Raw genomic sequence first — 1045 nt, forward strand, 5'->3', positions numbered from 1 at the left:
GTCGGGCTCCGGGTGGGCGTCCTGGATGGGCTCGGAAGGCGGCTCGTCGGGCGAGGGCTCGATGGGCGGGAAGGGTTCGATCTCGGTCTTCTCTTCGAGGACGAAGAGCGGCGACGGGCTCTCGGCGAGGGGCGGTTCGGCATGGGCCTGCGCCTGCGCCGGGGCTTCGTCGGCCGAGCCTTCGTCGACGAGGGTTTCGAGGGCGTTGAAGGCGTGCTGGCAGTGGCCGCAGCGAACCCGCCCCTGGCGGGCGCGCAGCTGCTCCGGGCGCACCCGGAAGGTGGTGGCGCACGCGGGGCAGCGGGCGAGGATCATGGCACGGCCGGTGCCGGGTGCTCGCCTTCGAGGCGGACCCAGCCTTCCTGCGTTGCGCCGACGCGCAGGGCTATGTAGGGCGCGTAGGCGGCGATGACCTCGTCGGCCTGGGCTTCGAGCACGCCGGCGAGGGCGAGCTTGCCGCCGGGGGCGACCCGGGCGGCGAGCAGCGGCGCGAGCATCTTGAGCGGGTTGGTCAGGATGTTGGCCACGACCCGCTGGAAGGTGCCGTCGAGGGGCTTGGCGGAGACCTGCAGGTGCAGGCTGACGCCGTTGTTGGCGGCGTTGTCGGCCGCGGTTTCGACGGCTTTCTCGTCGATGTCGACGCCGGTGACCTCACCCGCCCCGAGCTTCACCGCGGCGATCGCCAGGATGCCGGAGCCGCAACCGTAGTCGAGCACCGAGACGCCCGGGGTGACGGTTTCGGTGAGCCATTCGAGGCACATCCGGGTGGTGGGGTGGGAGCCGGTGCCGAAGGCCATGCCCGGGTCGAGGACGAGGTTGATCGCGCCCGCGTCGGGGGCGTCGTGCCAGGATGGCACGATCCACAGACGGTCGGTGATGCGGATCGGGTCGAACTGGCTCTGGGTGAGCTGCACCCAGTTCTGTTCTTCGACTTCCTCGATGGTGAAGGGCGGCACGGCATCGAGCCCGACCGCGGCGGAGGCGGTGGCCAGGGCCTGGGCGAGGTCGGCGTCGGTGTCGAAGAGGGCGACGACGCGGCTGTGGT

Annotated in this window: 2 protein-coding genes; both read right to left on the reverse strand. The window is 71.6% G+C overall.

Translation table 11 applies throughout. The annotated features are described in order from the left end of the window. Positions 1–315: MJ0042-type zinc finger domain-containing protein (locus tag ACE3TU_RS22225; RefSeq protein WP_374628028.1), on the reverse strand; the 315-nt coding region annotated here is incomplete at its 3' end. Continuing rightward, the coding region (gene prmA / locus ACE3TU_RS22230; protein ID WP_374628029.1) for a 50S ribosomal protein L11 methyltransferase at positions 312–1045 on the reverse strand (734 nt) is incomplete at its 5' end. The genes ACE3TU_RS22225 and prmA, both read right to left, overlap by 4 nt.

The sequence above is a fragment of the Devosia sp. genome (assembly GCF_041917035.1).
Taxonomy (GTDB): Bacteria; Pseudomonadota; Alphaproteobacteria; order Rhizobiales; family Devosiaceae; genus Devosia_A.